The following is a 20,779-nucleotide window of genomic DNA, read 5'->3' as shown; positions in this document are numbered from 1 at the left end:
TTTCAAATGTCAGTAAAGAAATACTTTTACAAGACAAAAGAAAAAAGGGTTTCTAAAATAAGAAAACCACATCCAAAAACAAATACCGATTTTATTAGTTTTCCCAAGTATGCATAATTTATACAAAATAGTTGTTTTTTAAGCCTATCAAGCAAAATATACACATTGGCATTTTATAATGTTAACACAGCTAGGAAACTGCGTCAAACTTTTTTAGCTTTGATAATATAGTAGCCCTTTTTTTTCATAACGACCGCGACTTCTCCAAAGAGCTGCTCTAATTTTTCAATCGCAGATGGCCCACCTTGCTTTTTCTGAATAACCACCCACAACTCACCTTCTGGCAATAAATGATCAGCACTTTTTTCAAAGATCGCATGTACAACTTTCTTCCCTGCCCGTATTGGGGGATTGGTCAGTATAGAGGCAAAAGCAGCTGATGAATGAACATTCGAGAATAAATCACTTTGATAGATGCGGACATTATCGATGCGATTATGCTTAGCGTTTTCCTTTGAAAGTTCGACTGCTCTTTCGTTCACATCAATCATATGAATGGTGCGGCTAGTCATTTCGTTTGCTAACGATAAGCCGATCGGTCCATAACCGCAACCGACATCTAACACATCGCCATCCAATTCAGGTTCTTCAAAAGCTTCAATTAATAGCCTTGAACCGTAGTCGACTTCTTTCTTAGAAAACACTCCACTGTCACTTGTAAAAGTAAAGGTACGGTTTCTCAAGGTGAAGTCCCATGTCTGTTTATTGCTTTTCACTGATGGCTTTTCCGTATAATAGTGGTCACTCACGATGAATGGACCTCCTCTTGGTTCAATCGTTTCAGGAGATTAGAAAAGAAAAAGCCCGCCAGTAAAAGCGAGCTTTCCCAAAAGATTAGGCGAAGATTACTTAACTTCTACAGAAGCGCCAACTTCTTCAAGCTTAGCTTTAAGTTCTTCAGCTTCTTCTTTAGCAATACCTTCTTTAAGTGGTTTTGGAGTGTTGTCAACAAGTTCTTTAGCTTCTTTCAAGCCAAGACCAGTGATTTCACGAACAACTTTGATAACTTTGATTTTTTGGTCCCCAGCACCAGAAAGTACTAGATCAAAATCAGTTTTTTCTTCAGCAGCAGCACCACCAGCAGCAGCTACAGCTACAGGAGCAGCAGCAGTTACGCCAAATTCTTCTTCGATTGCTTTTACTAAGTCGTTTAACTCAAGTACAGTTGCTTCTTTAACTGAAGCAATGATTTCTTCGATATTTAAAGCCATTTGTAATTCCTCCATTTAAAGTTATTTTACGTAAAGTACGCATTAAGCGCCTTGTTCTTCTTTTTGATCTGCAACTGCTTTAGTAGCAAGAGCAAGGTTACGAACTGGAGCTTGAAGAACGCTAAGCAACATAGATAGTAAGCCTTCGCGAGACGGAAGTTCCGCAAGAGCCTTCACTTCTTCTACAGTCGCTACGTTTCCTTCGATGACACCAGCTTTGATTTCTAAAGCTTCGTGGCTTTTCGCAAATTCGTTGATGATTTTCGCAGGTGCGATAACATCTTCGTTACTGAATGCGATAGCGTTTGGACCTGTTAAGAAATCGTTTAAACCAGTTAGTTCAACTTGTTCAACTGCACGGCGAGTCAAAGTGTTTTTGTAAACTTTGAATTCTACGCCAGCATCACGAAGTTGCTTACGAAGTTCAGTCACTTCAGAAACTGAAAGACCACGGTAATCTACAATTACAGTAGACATACTGTCTTTAAATTTAGAAGTAATTTCATCAACGACTACTTTTTTAGTATCGATTGCATTGCTCATGGTTACACCTCCTGTACATTCTTTGTGTAACACTTATACCGATCAGGCCATCACGTTCCTAACGAACGGTTCTCCATATAAAAAGCCTCCATTAAGACATGGAGGCTGTATATACAAGCATACGTTAACGTAAGACTGTGACATATACACCTCGGCGGGTTAATTAAGCCATAAGGCCCCTGCTGTCTACGGTATAAATGGACATTATTCTATTTTACAACATTTTGATATTATCAAAACGATTGTGATAAGTCAAGAATTATTTTGCAGAGAAAGAAGATGGATCCACTTTCACGCCAGGGCCCATAGTAGATGTAACAGAAACGTTTTTCACGTATACACCTTTAGCCGCTGCAGGTTTTGCTTTAAGGATTGTCTCATAGATTGTTGCAAAGTTCTCAACAAGCTTTTCGTCCTCGAAAGAAACCTTTCCGATTGGCGCGTGGATGTTACCAGCTTTATCAACGCGGTATTCTACTTTACCAGCTTTGATTTCATTGATTGCTTTTTCTACTTCGAATGTAACAGTTCCTGTTTTAGGGTTTGGCATAAGACCTTTTGGTCCAAGTACACGACCGATCTTACCAACTTCACCCATCATGTCAGGTGTCGCAACGATTACATCGAAATCGAACCAACCTTGTTGGATTTTTGTGATGTAATCAGAATCTCCAACATAGTCTGCTCCAGCAGCTTCTGCTTCTTTTGCTTTTTCGCCTTTAGCGAACACAAGAACGCGTTGAGTTTTACCAGTTCCGTTAGGAAGTACAACTGCACCGCGGATTTGTTGATCGTTTTTACGAGGGTCTACGCCCAAACGAAAAGCAACTTCTACAGTCGCATCAAATTTCGCTGTATTTGCTTTTTTTGTAAGAGAAACAGCTTCAGCTACATCATACGCTTTAGTACGTTCGATTAGCTTCGCAGCTTCTACATACTTTTTACCTTTTTTAGCCATTATAAAAATCCTCCTTATGTGGTTTTAGCGGAATAACCTCCCACGAATAAGGGTTGCGAACTTGTCAAAACCAAACTCGCAACCCAACAAGACAAAAAATTAATCTTCGATGACAATACCCATACTGCGTGCAGTACCTTCAACCATGCGCATAGCTGATTCAACGCTAGCAGCGTTTAAGTCAGGCATTTTTGTTTCCGCGATTTCGCGTACTTTATCACGCTTAACAGTTGCCACTTTATTACGGTTAGGTTCACCAGAACCAGACTCAATACCAGCTGCTTTTTTAAGTAATACTGCAGCAGGTGGAGTTTTAGTAATAAATGTAAATGAACGGTCTTCAAAAACCGAAATTTCAACAGGAATGATAAGACCAGCTTGGTCAGCTGTACGAGCGTTAAACTCCTTACAGAATCCCATGATATTAACACCGGCTTGACCTAGTGCAGGTCCAACTGGTGGAGCTGGGTTAGCTTTTCCAGCAGGAATTTGCAATTTAACAACTTTTACTACTTTTTTAGCCACGAGACACACCTCCTTAAAGTCCGTGATGTGGTAATAGGGGAATCCCCCTCCCACTCAACAACTTCATTCTTTATATGAATGACGAAATAACTAGCTAGCGATCTTGAGTGAACTCAAGACGTACCTTTGCTATATTACCACTTCTATACACTCATTTCAAGCTCTTTTAAATTACAATTTGTCGATCTGCGTGAACTCAAGTTCCACAGGTGTTTCTCTACCAAACATATTAACGAATACTTTGACTTTGCTTTTATCGTAATCAATCTCTTCGATAGATCCTGTGAAGTTAGCAAATGGTCCATCGATGACCTTGACTGTTTCTTTCAGTTCAAAGTCGATTTCTGTTTTGCGTTCTTCTAGACCCATTCTCTTCAGAATGGTTTCAGCTTCGCCTGGCAGCAGCGCAGTCGGCTTTGAGCCTGATCCAGCTGATCCAACGAACCCTGTCACACCTGGTGTATTACGAACAACATACCAAGAATCGTCAGTCATGACGATTTCCACTAGGACATAGCCAGGGAATACTTTCTTTTTGACCACTTTTTTCTTACCGTTTTTAAAATCAGTTTCTTCTTCTTCTGGTACGACTACGCGGAAGATTTTATCCTGCATGCCCATTGATTCAACACGTTTTTCCAAGTTCGCTTTTACTTTGTTTTCATAACCAGAGTACGTATGCACAACATACCAATTCTTTTCCATTTTAGATCAGGACTATTCAGTCCTTCCCTCCCCACATTTCATAATGTCTATTTGACGAATATCGAGTACCGTAAATATTTTCAAGCAATTGAAAAAACCCGTAAAACGGGTTTTTTGGCAAGTCATATTATGATCTATTATAGCACGTTCAGCAGACCATTATTCAAGTATTAATGAATTAATTCGATTAATTGTGAGATTCCTATATCAAGAAAAGAGAAAAAGATTGCAAAGAATACAACTGTTAAAATAACAGTGATTGTGTAGCGGACCATTTCGTTTTTCTTTGGCCAGCTGACCTTTTTCATTTCTTTCCCGACACTTTTTAAGAAACTGATAATACGCATGTAAAAGACCTCCACAGATTAAAGAACGCAAATCTTACTTCGTTTCTAAATGTGTTTTATGTGAATTACAATTCTTGCAATATTTCTTAACTTCTAATCTTTCAGCTGCTGAAGCAACACTTTTCATTGTCGTATAATTGCGGCTTCCGCAGTCTTTACAGGCTAGAGTGATTCTTTTCCTCATATTTACACCTATTTTCTCGACATCATTTCCTTAGTACCTTATCACAGTGTCGAAAAAGCTGTCAATATAGGTTTGACTAGAGACTGATCTCGCGCAGCTCTAAATATTTCTCTAATTTTCTCTTTACTCTTTGGAGTGCATTATCAATTGATTTCACATGACGGTTTAAATCTTCAGAAATCTCCTGATAGGATCTGCCATCAAGATAAAGCACAAGTACCTTTCTTTCCAGCTCGCTTAATAGTTCACCCATTTTCATTTCAATATCATCAAATTCTTCTTTGCTAATGATTAAATCTTCTGGGTTAAGCGCTTTAGCACCGGAAATGACGTCCAACAATGTTCTGTCCGATTCTTCATCGTATATCGGCTTGTCTAATGATACATAGGAATTTAACGGGATATGTTTTTGGCGAGTAGCTGTTTTAATTGCGGTGATAATTTGGCGGGTAATACATAATTCTGCAAAAGCCTTAAATGAAGTAAGCTTGTCCTCTCTGAAATCGCGGATAGACTTATAAAGTCCGATCATCCCCTCTTGGACAATGTCCTCTCGATCCGCTCCAATCAAGAAATAAGATCTTGCTTTCGCACGTACAAAATTGCGGTATTTCGTAATTAAATAATCTAGCGCATCACTATCTCCGACATGAACCCTTTCAATGACTTGTTCATCTTCCAACTGGCAAAATTGCTCTCTGATGGACTTACCCTTGCTGTTGTTTAGATTCACTTCGATCCCCCCGACCGCACCTAGATAGAAATATTATACATTAATGGTTGAAATATCGTCAAGCTATTCCAAATTCCCACGCCGCCATTTTTCAAACGTTTTCAATACATCTTCTGACAATTCAATTTTGGATGCTGGTTTATCAGAAGTAATCTTTTTGACCCGTGTTTCAATCTTTCGTTCAATCACTTCAATCTCTCTTAAAAGCTCTCTAGCCGACTTGCGAAGAGCACCTTGTCCAAAGATCGCCCACTGTTCCGTAAAATCAGAGGTCGCTACATGAATTTGCGTCCGAATATTATTTAAATCTTGCGCCAGCTTTTCAATCCGCTCATCAGCCGTTTCATTCTCTCTCGTAAAGATGACCTCTACTCGGTGGTTTGTCCGCTTTTTCTCGATTCCTTTAACCATATGGGCATCGAATACGACAATGACTCGATACCCTGTGTATGCTTGATATTCTGCTAAATTTTGAATCAATACGTCTCTGGCTTCTTCAAAGCTGTTTTCCTTTAAGTGCTGCAAACGAGGCCACGCACCTATCATGTTGTATCCATCGACTAAGAGGATGTCCATCTCTATTCTCCTAACGGATAACGTTTTCGATACACTTCATACATCAATAGACTAGCGGCAACTGATGCGTTTAATGAAGTGACCTTCCCGGCCATTGGCAGTTTAATCAGGAAATCACATTTTTCCCTGATCAATCGACCGATTCCTTTTCCTTCACTGCCGATCACAAGAGCTAGAGGCATTGTTCCATCAAATTGTCTGTAATCCTGCTTAGCAGACGCATCTGTTCCTGCGACCCAGATTCCTCTTTCTTTCATCTCATCAAGAGCTCTTGAGAGATTGGTCACTTTTGCGACAGGAATATGTTCGATAGCCCCAGTAGATGCCTTGGCAACGGTTGTCGTCAAGCCGACTGCTCGCCTTTTTGGAATGACAATCCCGTGCGCACCTACAGCATCTGCCGTACGCATAATGGACCCTAAATTATGAGGATCTTCGATTTCATCTAAAATAAGGAAAAATGGCTGTTCATTCCGCTTTTCAGCGATTTGATACAGATCGTCCAATTCCGCATATTCATATGCCGCTACTTGTGCAACGATTCCCTGGTGCTGACCTGATACCATTTGATCAAGCTTTTTCCTCGGAACATACTGAATGGTGATATTTTGCTTTTTAGCGAGTTCAATGACCTGCTGGGCTTGTCCTTTTACAGTGTTTTCAGCCATCCAGAGCTTGTATAACTCTCGATCTGACTTCAGTGTCTCAATCACTGCATTTTTCCCAATCACATAATCATGTTGCTGACTCATTTGTCTTCCTCCCTGACGTTCCGATTTCAATCGCCTGACTAATCAGCTCTTCTAAGCGTTCGTCCTGCTGTTCAATAAATAAATAACCCATAAGCGCTTCAAGCGCCGTACTATAACGATACGTTTGAACGTCTGTGTTTTTAGGCACTGTGCCTGATTTTGCATTTCTTCCTCTTTTCAGCACCGCTTCTTCCGCCTCAGTGAAAAAGCCCTGCTGCTGAAGAGTAAATAAAATAGCGGCCTGAGATTTAGCTGAAACAATCTTGCTTGCTCGTTTATGCAGCTCATTTGGTTTTGTCGCCCCCGTTTGGAGGAGGTGATGCCTCACATATACTTCAAATATGGCATCACCCATATAAGCAAGCGCAAGTCCGTTCAACTGTTTACCGTCTTTCAGCTTTTCAAAATTCAACATGCCTATTCTCCTCTTTTCCAGCGAGTACCTTGAGGAGTGTCCTCTAATACAATATTCATGCTCTTTAACTGGTCACGAATTTGATCAGACAGTGCGAAGTCACGATTTCTCCTAGCTTCATTTCGTTTCTCAATTAACGCTTCTACTTCTTCGTCAAGCGTGTGCTTTTCTTCTAATGAGAAGCCAAGAACAGTTGTGATCTCTTGGAACAAGCTGATAAATGCCTTGATCACTTCCTCAGAAGTATGATCATTCTCCATATAGTAATTTGCCTGCTTCGCTAGTTCAAATAAGACAGAGATGGCATTCGCAGTATTGAAGTCATCATTCATTTCAGAAATAAATGTCGCGCGCTGCTCTTCAATCTTAGCCAGCCATTCGGTATTATTGTCTGTTAGATTGGTGCTGCTCTCAAGACGATGATGTAAATTGGCATACGATGTTTTGAGTCTGTTAAAAGCACTATTTGTACTGTCCAATAAATCAATTGAGTAATTAATAGGGTGACGGTAATGAACAGATAACATAAAGAATCGAAGTACATCTGGATCTTGTTCTTTAATAATGTCATGCACCAGCACAAAATTACCAAGTGATTTTGACATTTTTTCATTCTCAATATTAATATACCCGTTATGCATCCAATACTTCGCAAAAGGTTTCCCTGTCAAAGCCTCAGATTGGGCGATCTCATTCTCATGGTGAGGGAACGTTAAATCCTGTCCGCCAGCATGAATGTCGATCGTATCACCTAAATATTTTTTGACCATTGCCGAGCACTCGATGTGCCAGCCTGGACGTCCTTCGCCCCACGGGCTATCCCATGAGATTTCCTGATCCTTTGCAGCCTTCCATAAAGCAAAGTCCAGTGCATCTCGTTTCTTTTCACCTACACGAATACGAGCACCTGTCTTCAGTTCATCAATCGATTGGTGAGAAAGCTTTCCGTAGCCTTCAAAAGAACGCGTGCTGTAATACACGTCGCCATCCGCTTCATAGGCGTAGCCTTTTTCAATCAATGTGGCGATAAACGCAATGATGTCATCCATGTTTTCTGTTACTCGCGGGTGAAGGTCTGCTTTTTTGCAGCCTAGTGCACTGACGTCTTCGAAGTAGGCTTGGATAAACCGATCAGCAATGGTCGGGACATCTTCTCCGAGCTCATTGGCTGCTTTGATGAGTTTATCATCTACATCTGTAAAGTTTGATACAAAATTTACATCATAACCGCTGTATTCTAAATACTTACGTACGGTGTCATATACAATCGCCGGTCTTGCATTCCCGATATGAATGTAGTTATAAACGGTCGGTCCGCACACATACATCTTGACCTTTCCTGGTTCAAGCGGGACAAATTCTTCCTTCTTACGCGTTAATGTATTATAAATATTGATCGTCATGATTGTTCTTCCTTTCTGCTCAATGAAGCCAGCTCACGTTTTAGCTTTTCCATTTCTCGTTCCAATTCTTTAAAACGATCGGAAACTGGATCTGGCAAATCTTGATGATTGAGATCGCGATTGATTTTCTTTCCATTTTGAACGACCACGCGCCCAGGTATACCTACAACGGTGGAATGGTCTGGGACGTCCTTTAACACAACCGACCCTGCACCAATCTTGGACCCTTTTCCTACTGTAATGGAACCAAGCACCTTTGCACCTGTCGCAATGAGGGCATCGTCTAAAATGGTCGGATGCCGCTTTCCCTTTTCTTTCCCTGTTCCCCCTAATGTCACGCCTTGGAAAACAGTGACGTTGTCTCCAATTTCACATGTTTCCCCAATCACGACACCCATGCCGTGATCAATGAAGAAGCGCCTGCCAATGGTTGCCGCTGGGTGAATTTCAACCCCTGTGAAAAATCGGCTGACCTGAGAAATGATCCGCGCAAGAAAATATAGCTTACGTTTATAAAATGCGTGCGCGATACGATGAGCCCAAATCGCATGAAGCCCTGAATAGGTTAGCACTACTTCAATATAGCTTCTAGCAGCAGGATCTTGATCAAACACAGTATCAATATCTTCTTTCAGCATTTTGAAAAACACATGCTCCCCCCGTTCTTCCCCATGAATCTCTCTTAGGACTTGCTCTCTTTTTTGGACAAATAAAAAACGTCTCTGCCATATGACAGAGACGTTTTGAAAACGCGGTTCCACTCTGTTTAGAAAGCTCCTTATCTTGCAAGCTTTCTCAACTTAATCCCGTAACGGAGGGTACCGCCCTTGCATACTAACGTACGTGTTCCTCAAGGGTCTTGAGGGTGCATTTCCAACGTCTGCCCATAAGTCTCTTTCAGCCGGTGAAGACTCTTTCTGTGATGGACGAAAACATTGTACTTCTCCCTCGCAACGATTTTCCTTATATTTGTTTAATGCGGTTTAATACCGTTTCTTTACCTAGTAGTTCAATACTTTGCGGAAGTTCTGGGCCATGCGTTTGTCCTGTGACAGCCACACGAATTGGCATGAATAGTTTCTTGCCTTTATGCCCTGTTTCTTTTTGTACCGCTTTAATGGCAGCCTTGATTTCATCAGGTGTGAAAGACTCAAGACGTTCGAGCTGACTTGCAAAAGAGGCCATGACTTCTGGTACTTGCTCCTCTGCTAGAACTTCGCTTGCCTCTTGATTATACTCAATTTGCTCCTTAAAGAACAACTCTGTTAACTCAACAATTTCTGCTCCGTAGCTCAATTGTTCGTGATATAGAGAAATAAGTTTGCGTACCCACGTGTTTTCTTCTTCTGTCAGTTGCTCGCTTACCTTGCCAGCCTTTTGAAGATGTGGAAGTGTTAATGCAATGACTTGATCAAGATCAAGTGCTTTCACGTATTGGTTATTCACCCATTTTAGTTTATGCATATCGAATAGAGCTGGTGACTTAGAAAGTCGGTTTACATCGAAAATATCGATGAATTGCTCTTTTGTAAATAGTTCTTCTTCGCCAACTGGAGACCATCCAAGTAATGCAATGAAATTAAACAAGGCTTCTGGTAAATAGCCCAAGTTCTTATATTGCTCGATGAATTGAATAATCGATTCATCACGCTTACTTAATTTCTTACGGTTCTCGTTCACAATCAACGTCATATGTCCGAACAGCGGAACATCCCAGCCAAATGCATTGAAAATCATGATTTGTTTAGGTGTATTCGAAATGTGATCCTCTCCGCGAAGAATGTGAGTCATTTTCATCAAATGATCATCCACTGCTACAGCGAAGTTATAAGTTGGTGTACCATCTTTCTTCACAATGACAAAGTCACCGATGCCGTCTGTTTCAAACGAAATATCACCCTTGACCATATCGCCAAATTTGATGATTTCTCCCTTTGGAACACGGAAGCGAATACTTGGCTCTCTTCCTTCAGCAATGAGCTTATCCTCTTCTTCTTTTGATAAATGACTGCATTTACCAGAATATCGAGGCATTTCACTGCGGGCGATTTGTGCTTCACGCTCTTCTTCTAATTCTTCAGCCGTACAATAGCACTTATAAGCCAAGTCCTTTTCTAGCAGCTCGTCATAATATTTTTTGTAAATATCATTACGCTCTGATTGTCTGTAAGGGCCATAGCCGCCATCTTTATCAATACTCTCGTCCCAATCAATGCCGAGCCACTGCAAATGGCGAAGCTGGCTTTCTTCTCCACCTTCTACATTACGCTTTTGATCCGTATCTTCGATTCGAATAATAAATTTGCCGCCTTGGCTGCGGGCGAACAAATAGTTGAAAAGAGCCGTTCTAGCATTCCCAATATGTAAATGCCCAGTTGGACTCGGTGCATAACGAACACGCACTTCATTTCCCATGAGTTTAACTTCCTTTCATCTGCATCATGTTGTCTGACACCATTTTTTTATAAACGTATTTTATCATCAAATACCATTCTCATCAAAATGGATTTTACTTTTTCTGAAGAAGCACTGTCGCCTGAGAAGCAATTCCTTCGCCTCTACCTGTAAATCCAAGTTTCTCAGTTGTTGTTGCTTTGACATTTACCTGTGTGACATCTGCCTCAAGCGCTTCTGCGATTTTCTCGCACATTGGTTGAATGTAAGGTGCCATTTTTGGCTTTTGCGCCATGATGGTGCAGTCAATATTCACCAGTGTATAGCCTTTGTCTTTCACAAGTGCCCACACATACTGAAGTAATTTAAAAGAATCTGCATCCTTAAACTCGGGATCAGTATCTGGGAAATGTCTGCCGATATCTCCTTCACCAATCGCACCTAGACAGGCATCTGCCACCGTGTGAAGCAGTACGTCAGCGTCTGAATGCCCAAGCAGGCCCTTTTCATAGGGAATGGTAACCCCGCCGATAATAAGAGGTCTTCCCTCTGTTAATTGATGTACATCAAAGCCTTGTCCTATTCTCAACATGATCTAGTACCCTCTTTCCGCATCCATAATTGCCTTGGCAACCAGTAAATCATCTGGTGTTGTCAGTTTAATATTGGTATAGTCTCCCTGGACAATATACACACTCTTACCATGTAATTGTTCCACAAGGCTGGCGTCGTCTGTTCCAAGGAAGCCTGTCCGCTCCGCATATTCATGCGCCTCTTTTAAAATAGAATGACGAAAAGCTTGTGGGGTCTGGACTGCCCACAAGCTCTGACGTTCAATGGTTTGCTCCACTTTGCCTTCTTGAACGCGTTTGATTGTGTCTTTCACTGGTACCGCTACGACTGCGGAGCCTTTTTCAATCGCTGCCTTAACGAGCAAGTCGATCTGTGTATGCTTAATAAAAGGCCTTGCTCCATCATGAACAAGCACGATGTCCGCATCTTTCACAGCCTTCAATCCTTCATATACACTTTGCTGACGTTCTTCACCGCCAGTGACAAGTGAAACAGGCGTTTGAAAAGCGTGTACCTTTAGTAGCCTTTCAAAGTCACGACGCTCTTCTTCATTGATCGCTAAGATCATGCGTTTGCATTGTGAATGGGCGTCAAACACCTTTAGTGTGTGAATGATGACCGGCATTCTTTTCAATTCAATAAAAAGCTTATTGCGACCGGCCTTCATTCGTTTCCCCTGCCCCGCAGCCGGAATAACTACTTCATAATACATGTTCGTTCTCCCTTTAGAGCGCCTTCTCCAGAAGTTTTGGCTTCGCAAAAATCATTCTTCCAGCAGCAGTCTGCAGCACACTTGTGACAAGCACATCAATGTCTTTTCCAATGTAATTGCGTCCTTCTTCGACCACAATCATCGTACCGTCATCTAAGTAGGCAACACCTTGGTTATGCTCTTTCCCATCTTTAATGACCTGTACCTTCATTTCTTCCCCAGGCAGTACAACCGGTTTGACCGCATTGGCTAGATCATTGATGTTTAACACTGCTACTTTTTGAAGTTCGCATACTTTATTTAAATTAAAATCATTTGTCACAACAACACCTGAAGTTAATTTAGCGAGCTTCACAAGCTTGCTATCAACCTCTTGAATGTCTTCGAAGTCACCTTCGTAAATTTCAACTTTGATATCCAATTCTTTTTGGATACGATTTAAAATATCAAGACCTCTTCGGCCTCTATTTCTCTTTAATACATCAGAAGAGTCTGCAATATGCTGTAGTTCCTCGAGAACAAATTGAGGAATTACCATTATTCCTTCTAAAAATCCAGTTTGACAAATATCTGCGATTCTTCCATCAATGATAACACTTGTGTCTAAAATTTTCAGCTTTTTATCTTCTATTTCAGGTTCATCATCAGCTGCACCTTTTTTCTTGCTGACCTTTGCAGATCGAGAGAACAGCCCCATCATTTCATCCTTCTTCTTAAACCCTACCTGAAATCCAAGGTATCCTAAAAAGAAAGCCAGAAAAATCGGAATAATGGTACCAAAAATATGATATGGGATATTGTTTAGCGGGATCACGTTTACAATAAGATATGCTAGAATAAGTCCAAATACTAAACCGAAACTTCCAGATATAAGATCAGGAAGAGGCGCCTTTAATAGAGAATCCTCGATCCATTTCACCCAATTAACAACATAGCCTGTGCACCATTGGCCGATGATAAAGAACACAGCGGCTCCTATTAGTGCTGAAGAGTAAGCATTTGTTATGAGAGGTATGTCCTTTACATTTAACAGCAGAAATAACTCTGGAATGATAAAAATCCCTACAACTGCACCAAAAATGATAAAAAACGCCTGAACGATTCTTTTTAACATACCTTCACCTCCTTTATTTTTCATCTGTCAATCCACCTTCATCTAACATTGATATATGTTTAAGTTTTCTATCATGATCAACAGAAAACAAAAAGCATCATTAATATACCCATATTCATCCATTTTTAACCGTAATTGAGGAAAATTTCTCTTCTACAGCTGACGGTCAATATAATGTTTTTCTTGTAACCTTTTTAATCCTTTTTTTATCTTTTTCGCCCTTACTTCTCCAATTCCTTCTACTTCATCCAATTCTTGTACATCTGCTTCCATAATTCGATCTAACACACCAAACGCTTCGACCACATTTTCAACAATAGGCATTGGCAATCTAGGGATTTTGTGAAGTAATCTGAACCCTCTTGTGTACACATAATCGTCAACATTTGTAGATGCTGGATATCCAAGTAACTTGTACAGAATGGAATCATCTAAAAGCTCAAAGCTAGACATATCTTGGAGTTGTTTAAGCAAAACATATGGATCTTTAATCTTTTCTTTCACGTAATCTTTAATAAATAGAGCCGCTTCCTGCTCCATATCTGTAATCAGCTCATTGACTTGAAGACGGATCAAGTGTCCTTCTGTCCCGAGCTCTTTGATATACATGTTAATTTCATTTTTGATTCTGAGCACCATTTCGTAGCGATGCAGCACGGATAGTACATCACCAAAGGTGACAAGCTCTTCAAATTCTAGGGCGCTTAACGCTGAAATGGCGTGATCTAAAATGGTTTTATATTTCTCAAGTGTTTGAATGGCTTGATTGGCCTTTGTTAAAATAAAGCCGATATCTTTCAACGTGTAACGACGATTTCCTTGGTATAAAGTAATGACGTTTCTCCGTTCAGAAATGGCAATGATTAAGCAGCCTGTCTGTTTGGCTACACGTTCAGCCGTTCGGTGTCTCATGCCTGTTTCTGATGAATGAATCGTTGCATCTGGCATCAGTTGTGTATTCGCATACAAGATTTTTTGACCAGAATCGCTTAAAATAATGGCCCCATCCATCTTGGCCAATTCATATAAGTGTGCTGGGGAGAAGGCGGAATTAATATGAAATCCTCCATCCACCACACTTTTTACTTTGTCGTTATAACCAACAACAATGAGCCCGCCAGTATTGGCTCTCAGGACATTTTCAATCCCTACTCGCAAAGGTGTCCCTGGTGCCACAAACTGTACGATATCTAAGAGATCAACTTCTCTCGCTCCTTTTTTCTCTTTTTCCATTTCTATGATCCCCCTAGTGAAATACGAAGTGCCTCCGCTACATTTTCTACACCGACTAGCTCAATCCCTCTCGGCTTTTTCCATCCGTCTATATTCGCCTGAGGAATAAACATTCGCTTAAATCCTAGTTTAGCAGCTTCCTGCACACGCTGTTCAATTCTTGATACTCTTCTGACTTCTCCCGTCAGACCAACTTCTCCTATAAAGCAATCCGCTGGTTGTGGCGCTGCGTCTTTAAAGCTTGATGCAATACTGACAGCAATGGCCAAGTCAATCGCTGGTTCGTCAAGCTTCACACCGCCTGCGACCTTTAAATACGCATCTTGGTTTTGCAAAAGCAGCCCTACACGTTTTTCTAAAACGGCCATTAGCAATGACACACGATTATGATCAAGGCCTGTAGCCATTCTCCGTGGATTGCCAAAGCTTGTCGGCGAAATTAATGCTTGTATCTCCACAAGGACGGGTCTTGTTCCTTCCATTGAGGCAACAACACACGAACCAGATACACCTGCTGACCGCTCTTCTAAGAAAATTTCTGATGGGTTTAATACTTCCGTGAGCCCTTCTTCTCTCATTTCAAAAATCCCTAATTCATTCGTTGAACCAAATCGGTTTTTCACTGCTCGTAAGATGCGAAACGTATGATGCCGCTCCCCTTCAAAATAAAGAACCGTGTCCACCATATGCTCTAAAAGGCGTGGACCTGCGATCGAGCCTTCTTTGGTCACGTGACCAACGATAAAAATCGGAATACCATTCGTTTTGGCAATCTTCATCAGCTGCGCTGTGCATTCTCTTACCTGAGAAACAGATCCAGGAGCTGACGTAATATCACTTTGATAAACGGTTTGAATCGAATCCACCACCACAAAAGCGGGTTTCATCTCTTGTATAGAAGACGTTATATACTCCATATCGGTTTCAGCCAAAACATGTAAAGAGGTGCTATCAATGCCGAGGCGATCCGCTCTTAGCTTCGTTTGTTTAATGGACTCCTCACCAGATATGTATAACACATTCTGATTTTGGTCTGAGAGCTGGGCTGATACTTGTAATAATAATGTGGACTTCCCAATCCCAGGGTCTCCGCCAATGAGAACGAGAGAGCCTTTGACAATTCCACTTCCTAATACTCGGTTAAATTCTTCTAAATTCGTTTTAATTCGGGGTTCTTCGGATGTTTCAATTGCAGAAATAGGTGAAGGTTTTTGAATGGTTTGAACAGAATGATTAAAAGCACTTCGACGGTTTGCCGGCTCTTTGCGAACGACCTCTTCTGTCATACTGTTCCACGTGCCGCAGCCAGGACATTTCCCCATCCATTTGGCTGACTCATAACCGCACGATTGGCATATAAATTTTGATTTTGTCTTAGCCATAGATTGAAGAATACAACTCCTTATACTGATCAGAAAATAAGTAAAGGGAGGCATACATCTGACTGGTATGCCTCACACTTTTTTCTTACTATATTAGTTCGTAGCAGCCGTCGCTTTTACGACAATTTCTCCATCTTCCACATCTAATACGATATGTTGACCCTTTTCAATATTACCTCTCAGCAATTCCTCAGAAAGTCGATCCTCAACGTGCTTTTGAATCGCTCTTCTTAACGGACGAGCACCATACTCAAGGTCTACACCTTCGTCGGCAATCTTCGCTTTTGCTGCTTCTGTCAGTTCAATTGAGAGGTCTTGCTCTTTTAAACGTTTTGTTAATTGATCAGACATGAGAGACACAATCTCTTTTAGATGTTTCTTTTCAAGCGAGTGGAAGACAATGATTTCATCAATACGGTTGATGAATTCAGGTCTAAACGCACGTTTCAACTCACCCATTACTTTGCCTTTCATATCTTTGTAATTTTGACCTTCATCCTGTACGTTAAAGCCAACATATTTATTGCGCTTCAGTTCACTAGCCCCAACGTTTGAAGTCATAATCAAAATAGTATTTCTAAAGTCAACTGTACGTCCTTTAGAATCAGTAAGACGACCATCTTCTAATACTTGCAGTAAGATATTAAACACATCAGGATGCGCTTTTTCAATCTCATCTAAAAGCACTACAGAATAAGGTTTTCTTCTCACTTTTTCAGTCAGCTGGCCACCTTCATCATAGCCAACATAGCCTGGAGGTGAACCAACAAGTCTTGATGTAGAATGTTTCTCCATGTATTCAGACATATCAATACGGATCATCGCTTCTTCATCACCGAAAATAGACTCGGCCAGTGCTCTTGCAAGCTCAGTCTTACCAACACCTGTTGGGCCTAAGAAGATAAAGGAGCCAATCGGACGTTTCGGGTCTTTTAGACCAGCACGCGCACGTCTCACAGCTTTCGCTACAGCGACAACCGCTTCATCCTGACCAATCACGCGAGAATGGAGCAATTGTTCCATATTCAGAAGCTTATCTGTTTCGGTTTGAGCAATTTTCGAAACAGGCACTCCCGTCCAGCTAGAGACGACCATTGCGATATCATCTACAGATACCTCAGAATTCTCTTGTCCCTGCTTTTCTTTCCACGATTTCTTTGTGACTTCTACTTTTTCACGCAAGCGCTGCTCTGTGTCACGTAGGGAAGCTGCTTTTTCAAATTCTTGACTTTGAACAGCCGCATCCTTTTCCTTACGTACTTCATCCAGCTTTTGCTCTAGTTCCTTTAGATTAGGCGGTGTCGTGAATGAACGTAAACGTACCTTCGAACCTGCCTCATCAATTAGATCAATCGCCTTATCTGGAAGGAAACGATCAGAGATATAACGGTCAGACAGCTTCACTGCCGCCTCAATCGCTTCATCTGTAATGGACACACGGTGATGTGCTTCATAACGATCTCTAAGTCCTCTTAAGATTTGAATACTTTCATCAACGGACGGCTGATCCACTTGAATTGGTTGGAAACGACGTTCTAGTGCCGCATCCTTCTCGATATATTTACGGTACTCATCTAACGTTGTAGCACCGATACATTGAAGCTCACCACGTGCCAGGGATGGTTTCAGAATATTAGACGCATCAATCGCACCCTCTGCTCCACCTGCGCCAATCAGTGTATGAAGCTCATCAATGAAGAGAATGATATTTCCAGCCTGACGAATTTCGTCCATGACTTTTTTCAAACGATCCTCGAATTCACCACGATATTTCGTTCCCGCTACAACGGTTCCCATATCGAGTGTCATCACTCGTTTATCACGCAGGATTTCAGGCACTTCGTTATGAATAATTTGCTGTGCAAGACCTTCTGCGATCGCGGTTTTACCAACACCAGGCTCACCAATCAGAACTGGGTTATTCTTTGTTCTTCTGCTTAGCACCTCAATGACACGCTGAATTTCTTTACTTCTGCCAATGACAGGGTCCAAGCTGTCCTCTTTTGCAATAGCCGTTAAGTCTCTTGCCAAGCTATCTAAGGTTGGTGTATTTGCATTGCTATTCGATCCTGCCGCTGATGCACCAGTTTCATTGCTGCCAAGCAGCTGCAACACTTGCTGACGTGCTTTATTTAAGCTCACTCCGAGGTTATTTAAGACACGGGCAGCTACACCCTCTCCCTCACGAATAAGACCTAAAAGAATATGTTCTGTCCCTACATAGGAATGACCTAGCTTTCTTGCTTCATCCATAGACAGCTCCGTGACCTTCTTCGCTCTAGGCGTATAATGAGGAATAGCTTGAGACACCTCTTGCCCTCTTCCAATCAAGCTTTCGACTTCTTTTTGGATTTTATCTGAAACAAGGCCCAGTGCTTCTAACGCTTTTGCGGCGATGCCCTCACCTTCACGTACAAGACCAAGTAAAATGTGTTCTGTTCCAATGTTCTTATGGCCTAGGCGAATGGCTTCTTCTTGTGCAAGTGCTAATACCTTTTGAGCTCTTTCAGTGAATCTTCCAAACATCATATCGTTTCATCCTCCTGTCCATTCCTATGCATTTCTAAGCGCAGCCTTTCTCTGATAATCGCTGCTCGTTTTATATCTCGTTCATTTGGCTCCAAGGCTCCTCCTGAATATTGTTGAAGGAAGCCAGGCTGTGTCAAAATCATGAGTTCATTCAGTATATTACTTGAAAGCCCCTTAATGATACCTAAATCAATTCCAAGCCGCACATCAGACAGACACTTTGCCGTTTCTTTTGATTCAATCATACGACAATTGGCCAATATCCCTAAGGAGCGGTACACTCTATCCTCAAGTTCAATTTTAGATGTTTGATATAAGGCTTTTCGTGCAGATCGCTCTTGTTCAATGAGCTGAGCTGTCACACTATTCAAATCATCCACAATATCTTCTTCTGCTTGACCAAGTGTCATTTGATTTGAAATTTGAAAGATGTTTCCTATTGCTTCGCTACCCTCACCATAAATTCCTCTGACGACAAGACCTAATTGATTAATTGCAGGAATAATCCGATTCATTTGTCGTGTGAGAGCTAATGCTGGTAAGTGCATCATGACCGAAGCCCTTATACCTGTACCTACATTGGTCGGACAGCTTGTTAAGTATCCTCGCTTTTCCGAAAACGCATAATCTACTTGCTCTTCAATCCAGTCGTCTACCTGATTAGCCACTTTAAGTGCATTGGCCAGCTGAAAACCTGGGAACAGGCATTGAATACGAATATGGTCCTCTTCATTTAGCATGACACTGATTTCCTCGTTTTCAGAAAGCAAGCAGCCGCCAAATCTTGATTCTGCCAAGTTGGGGCTAATCAAATGCTTTTCAACGAGTACCCTCTTTGCTAAAGGCTGTGTTTCATTCATTCGAATCAGAACAAAGTTTCCAATGTCCTTCACTTCCTGGCTAGCAAACTTTTGCTCGAATTGCTGGAGAACAGCTTCAGCCTCCTCTTGAGAAAACTGAGTTGGGAAACGAACATGCTCTAGATTGCGCGCTAGCCGAATACGACTGCTTAGAACAATGTCACTTTCTGGCCCTTTTTGTTTCATCCATTGACTTAAAGCGTCTTGAATAAAATGCTGGAGCGACATATCGTTAATCTCCCTCCCTCTGCTGAGATTGCTCATGCTCTAATGCACGAATTTGATCTCGAACTTCCGCTGCTTTTTCGAACTCTTCCTGTTCAATCAACTGCTTCAGCTCTTGCTGCATCAACTCAAGTTTCCGGCGTACATGCAGGCTGCCGGCAATCCGTTTAGGAACTTTTCCATTATGGACTGTATTTCCACTATGGACTTTCCGTAAAACAGGATTGAGGTACTGATCAAATGTACGATAACATTCTGCACAGCCAAAACGGCCTGTTTTTCTGAACTGCTGAAAGGTTAAGCCACACTTAGGACATTGATCCACTTCTCTCGCTTCTTGAAAAATAGATGATCCTTTGTTAGCACTTGTGGTAAAGCTAGGATCAATATTCAGTAAGCCTGATAATAAGTTGTGAATCGAGAAACCTTGGTTTCCACTCATAGCATATGAATCACTGTTTTCTTTTGCACATTGTTCACATATGTGCATTTCTTGTTTTTCTCCATTTATAACTTTTGTAAAGTGAAAAGTGGCTGGTCTCTCATTGCATTCTTGACAAATCAATCTTTTCACCCGCTTTACTTTAATTTCAAAGCATTTAACATCGCTTTCATCATCCGAGCCCGCAGTTCATCTCGTTCAGGTAAATCAATGTGCAAAACAGAACGGTCCATGACACTGATCATCATCTTAGCTTCTCTTTCGGATAGAATGTTGTTTTCCACAAGACGCATGATGATATGATCAGATGCAGCCTGTGATAAACGATGATAGATTTGGGAAATAATGTGGTTCAATAAGTCGACTTCATCATTCATTTTGACTTTAATGATGCGGATATAGCCACCGCCGCCACGCTTACTTTCAACGATATAGCCTCTTTCGCTCGTAAAGCGTGTATTGATAACATAATTAATTTGTGAAGGTACGCACTGAAACTTATCTGCAATCTCATTGCGCTTAATTTCTAATATTTCTCGACCATTCTGATCCAAGACTTCCTTCAAATACTGCTCGATGATATCAGAAATATTTTGTGCCACTCCGCCTCCTCCTCCATTGACTTTGACTATATTTGACTTTAATCTTACTATAAATTTTTTCGATCGATTTTTCAAGATAATCGCTCAACTAACAATATTATTTCCACATTTATATGGTGTCAAACCTCTCAAAAACACAAAAAAGACCAGTTCCTTGTGGAACTGATCCTTTAGAAAAGCTTGGCGGCGTCCTACTCTCACAGGGGGAAACCCCCAACTACCATCGGCGCTGAAGAGCTTAACTTCCGTGTTCGGTATGGGAACGGGTGTGACCTCTTCGCTATCGCCACCAAACCTGATG

24 protein-coding genes, 1 rRNA gene and 2 other annotated features are annotated in these 20,779 nt (G+C 41.3%); all 25 genes read right to left on the bottom strand.

Going from position 1 to position 20,779, the window contains the following annotated elements; translation table 11 throughout:
- Positions 1-203: 203 nt before the first annotated feature.
- The 25 genes from C6W18_RS18860 to rrf all read right to left on the bottom strand — a co-directional run bounded on the left by C6W18_RS18860 (position 204) and on the right by rrf (position 20,772).
- Positions 204-809: a class I SAM-dependent methyltransferase gene (locus C6W18_RS18860; protein WP_105928553.1), complete on the bottom strand. Its 606-nt coding sequence runs from the start codon at positions 807-809 to the stop codon at positions 204-206.
- A 96-nt stretch (positions 810-905) separates the two neighbouring features.
- Positions 906-1,271: a 50S ribosomal protein L7/L12 gene (gene rplL, locus C6W18_RS18855; protein ID WP_034323240.1), complete on the bottom strand. Its 366-nt coding sequence runs from the start codon at positions 1,269-1,271 to the stop codon at positions 906-908.
- A 42-nt stretch (positions 1,272-1,313) separates the two neighbouring features.
- A complete protein-coding gene (gene rplJ / locus C6W18_RS18850) occupies positions 1,314-1,814 on the bottom strand; it encodes a 50S ribosomal protein L10 (protein ID WP_003217048.1) in 501 nt (166 codons plus the stop codon).
- A 69-nt stretch (positions 1,815-1,883) separates the two neighbouring features.
- Positions 1,884-2,024: a sequence feature (ribosomal protein L10 leader region), on the bottom strand.
- A gap of 49 nt (positions 2,025-2,073) precedes the next feature.
- Entirely contained in the window at positions 2,074-2,772 is a 699-nt protein-coding gene (gene rplA, locus C6W18_RS18845; RefSeq protein WP_034323243.1) for a 50S ribosomal protein L1, read from the bottom strand.
- Positions 2,773-2,871: 99 nt separating this feature from the next.
- Positions 2,872-3,297: a 50S ribosomal protein L11 gene (rplK, locus tag C6W18_RS18840; RefSeq protein ID WP_003216956.1), complete on the bottom strand. Its 426-nt coding sequence runs from the start codon at positions 3,295-3,297 to the stop codon at positions 2,872-2,874.
- 171 nt (positions 3,298-3,468) lie between these two features.
- The gene (nusG, locus tag C6W18_RS18835; RefSeq protein WP_034323246.1) at positions 3,469-4,002 is read right to left on the bottom strand and encodes a transcription termination/antitermination protein NusG; all 534 of its coding nucleotides are present in this window, start codon (positions 4,000-4,002) and stop codon (positions 3,469-3,471) included.
- Between the two features lie 170 nt (positions 4,003-4,172).
- On the bottom strand, positions 4,173-4,349 hold the full coding sequence (gene secE / locus C6W18_RS18830; RefSeq protein ID WP_008345422.1) for a preprotein translocase subunit SecE: 177 nt from the start codon (positions 4,347-4,349) through the stop codon (positions 4,173-4,175).
- A gap of 34 nt (positions 4,350-4,383) precedes the next feature.
- Entirely contained in the window at positions 4,384-4,533 is a 150-nt protein-coding gene (gene rpmG / locus C6W18_RS18825) for a 50S ribosomal protein L33 (RefSeq protein ID WP_105928552.1), read from the bottom strand.
- Positions 4,534-4,609: 76 nt separating this feature from the next.
- Entirely contained in the window at positions 4,610-5,266 is a 657-nt protein-coding gene (sigH, locus tag C6W18_RS18820) for an RNA polymerase sporulation sigma factor SigH (RefSeq protein WP_008345424.1), read from the bottom strand.
- Between the two features lie 63 nt (positions 5,267-5,329).
- Complete coding sequence (rae1, locus tag C6W18_RS18815; protein ID WP_034323248.1) at positions 5,330-5,842, bottom strand: ribosome-dependent mRNA decay endonuclease Rae1/YacP; 513 nt, start codon at positions 5,840-5,842, stop codon at positions 5,330-5,332.
- Positions 5,843-5,844: 2 nt separating this feature from the next.
- Entirely contained in the window at positions 5,845-6,594 is a 750-nt protein-coding gene (gene rlmB, locus C6W18_RS18810; RefSeq protein ID WP_034323251.1) for a 23S rRNA (guanosine(2251)-2'-O)-methyltransferase RlmB, read from the bottom strand.
- Positions 6,578-7,009 (bottom strand): Mini-ribonuclease 3, encoded by a 432-nt coding sequence (locus tag C6W18_RS18805; RefSeq protein ID WP_034323254.1) that lies wholly within the window; start codon positions 7,007-7,009, stop codon positions 6,578-6,580. The genes rlmB and C6W18_RS18805 overlap by 17 nt, the downstream gene beginning before the upstream one ends.
- Before the next feature lie 2 nt (positions 7,010-7,011).
- On the bottom strand, positions 7,012-8,412 hold the full coding sequence (cysS, locus tag C6W18_RS18800; RefSeq protein ID WP_105928551.1) for a cysteine--tRNA ligase: 1,401 nt from the start codon (positions 8,410-8,412) through the stop codon (positions 7,012-7,014).
- Complete coding sequence (cysE, locus tag C6W18_RS18795; RefSeq protein WP_034323283.1) at positions 8,409-9,062, bottom strand: serine O-acetyltransferase; 654 nt, start codon at positions 9,060-9,062, stop codon at positions 8,409-8,411. The genes cysS and cysE overlap by 4 nt, the downstream gene beginning before the upstream one ends.
- 81 nt (positions 9,063-9,143) lie before the next feature.
- Positions 9,144-9,375, bottom strand: a binding site (T-box leader).
- A complete protein-coding gene (gltX, locus tag C6W18_RS18790) occupies positions 9,376-10,827 on the bottom strand; it encodes a glutamate--tRNA ligase (protein WP_105928550.1) in 1,452 nt (483 codons plus the stop codon). It lies immediately after the preceding feature.
- A 94-nt stretch (positions 10,828-10,921) separates the two neighbouring features.
- The gene (gene ispF / locus C6W18_RS18785; RefSeq protein ID WP_105928549.1) at positions 10,922-11,398 is read right to left on the bottom strand and encodes a 2-C-methyl-D-erythritol 2,4-cyclodiphosphate synthase; all 477 of its coding nucleotides are present in this window, start codon (positions 11,396-11,398) and stop codon (positions 10,922-10,924) included.
- Positions 11,399-11,401: 3 nt separating this feature from the next.
- On the bottom strand, positions 11,402-12,091 hold the full coding sequence (ispD, locus tag C6W18_RS18780; protein WP_034323263.1) for a 2-C-methyl-D-erythritol 4-phosphate cytidylyltransferase: 690 nt from the start codon (positions 12,089-12,091) through the stop codon (positions 11,402-11,404).
- 13 nt (positions 12,092-12,104) lie between these two features.
- Positions 12,105-13,205 (bottom strand): PIN/TRAM domain-containing protein, encoded by a 1,101-nt coding sequence (locus tag C6W18_RS18775; RefSeq protein ID WP_034323285.1) that lies wholly within the window; start codon positions 13,203-13,205, stop codon positions 12,105-12,107.
- Between the two features lie 153 nt (positions 13,206-13,358).
- The gene (gene disA, locus C6W18_RS18770) at positions 13,359-14,438 is read right to left on the bottom strand and encodes a DNA integrity scanning diadenylate cyclase DisA (protein ID WP_034323266.1); all 1,080 of its coding nucleotides are present in this window, start codon (positions 14,436-14,438) and stop codon (positions 13,359-13,361) included.
- 2 nt (positions 14,439-14,440) lie between these two features.
- On the bottom strand, positions 14,441-15,820 hold the full coding sequence (radA, locus tag C6W18_RS18765; protein WP_105928548.1) for a DNA repair protein RadA: 1,380 nt from the start codon (positions 15,818-15,820) through the stop codon (positions 14,441-14,443).
- Between the two features lie 93 nt (positions 15,821-15,913).
- Positions 15,914-18,349: an ATP-dependent protease ATP-binding subunit ClpC gene (gene clpC, locus C6W18_RS18760; protein ID WP_034323269.1), complete on the bottom strand. Its 2,436-nt coding sequence runs from the start codon at positions 18,347-18,349 to the stop codon at positions 15,914-15,916.
- Complete coding sequence (gene mcsB / locus C6W18_RS18755; RefSeq protein WP_105928547.1) at positions 18,346-19,437, bottom strand: protein-arginine kinase McsB; 1,092 nt, start codon at positions 19,435-19,437, stop codon at positions 18,346-18,348. Before mcsB ends, clpC begins: the two co-directional genes overlap by 4 nt.
- Before the next feature lie 4 nt (positions 19,438-19,441).
- On the bottom strand, positions 19,442-19,999 hold the full coding sequence (mcsA, locus tag C6W18_RS18750; RefSeq protein ID WP_007496258.1) for a protein-arginine kinase activator protein McsA: 558 nt from the start codon (positions 19,997-19,999) through the stop codon (positions 19,442-19,444).
- A 14-nt stretch (positions 20,000-20,013) separates the two neighbouring features.
- Complete coding sequence (locus C6W18_RS18745) at positions 20,014-20,478, bottom strand: CtsR family transcriptional regulator (protein ID WP_034323278.1); 465 nt, start codon at positions 20,476-20,478, stop codon at positions 20,014-20,016.
- Between the two features lie 178 nt (positions 20,479-20,656).
- A 5S ribosomal RNA gene (gene rrf, locus C6W18_RS18740) occupies positions 20,657-20,772 on the bottom strand.
- Between the last annotated feature and the right edge of the window lie 7 nt (positions 20,773-20,779).

It is taken from the genome of Bacillus sp. LLTC93 (assembly GCF_002993125.1).
Lineage (GTDB): Bacteria > Bacillota > Bacilli > Bacillales > Bacillaceae > Bacillus > Bacillus zhangzhouensis.
The sequence above is the reverse complement of the archived record's forward strand: the minus strand, read 5'-3'. Positions and strand labels throughout refer to the sequence as shown.